Genomic DNA, 674 nt, shown 5'->3' with positions numbered 1-674 from the left:
ACCTCGGTCCCATCAGGGAGTTGTAAACTTGGTGCAATTTCCGCAAGAGGGTAGAGTACGAATTCGCGCTCTCGCATTCCGTAATGAGGAACAATAAGTCTTTCGGAATTAATCACCTCATTGCCGTAAAGAACGATATCAAGATCCAAGGTTCTTGGTCCCCAACGTTCGTCTTTTCGGACACGCCCTTGCTCTTGCTCAATTGCTTGAGTGCAATCAAGTAGCTCAAGAGGCGTCAAATTTGTTTTGATCGCCACAACCGCATTGATGTAATCCGGCTGATTTTGTGGCCCCATAGGCGTGCTGCTGTATAGCGAAGACGCTTGTACAAACTCAGAGTTTGGTAACGTTTTTAGAGCCTCAATCGCTTGCTGAGCTTGGCTGACAGGATCAGCCAAGTTACTGCCTACCGCAATGTACGCTGTGATCATGATTTCGGCTTACTCTTTTTCTTGCGAAAGGTTTTGCGGCGACGTTGGCCCGATTTTGGTGCTTGACCATCTAGGTCTGCGGCCATCGCTTGGCGCATTTCTCGGCCTGCATTTTGGAAAGTTTCCCACCACTTAGCAAGCTTCAGAGTGTCGCCACCCTCAATTTCACCGCGCATTTCAAGAAAATCAAAGCCAGCTCTAAATTTGTTGAGTTCCATTAGGCGGAACGCACGTTTGCCATTG

At 48.2% G+C, this 674-nt stretch carries 1 protein-coding gene and 1 pseudogene; both read right to left on the bottom strand.

Translation table 11 applies throughout. The features are described 5' to 3' along the window. On the bottom strand, window positions 1-431 hold a 431-nt coding region (gene folK / locus R7E78_RS27110; RefSeq protein ID WP_318058744.1), incomplete at its 3' end, for a 2-amino-4-hydroxy-6-hydroxymethyldihydropteridine diphosphokinase. Further along, window positions 428-674 (bottom strand): annotated as a pseudogene (locus R7E78_RS27105) (polynucleotide adenylyltransferase PcnB); the annotation flags it as partial. The gene folK and the pseudogene R7E78_RS27105, both read right to left, overlap by 4 nt.

Source organism: Vibrio sp. YT-19(2023) (assembly GCF_033337395.1).
Note: the sequence above shows the minus strand (reverse complement) of the source record. Positions and strands in the feature narration are given on the sequence as shown.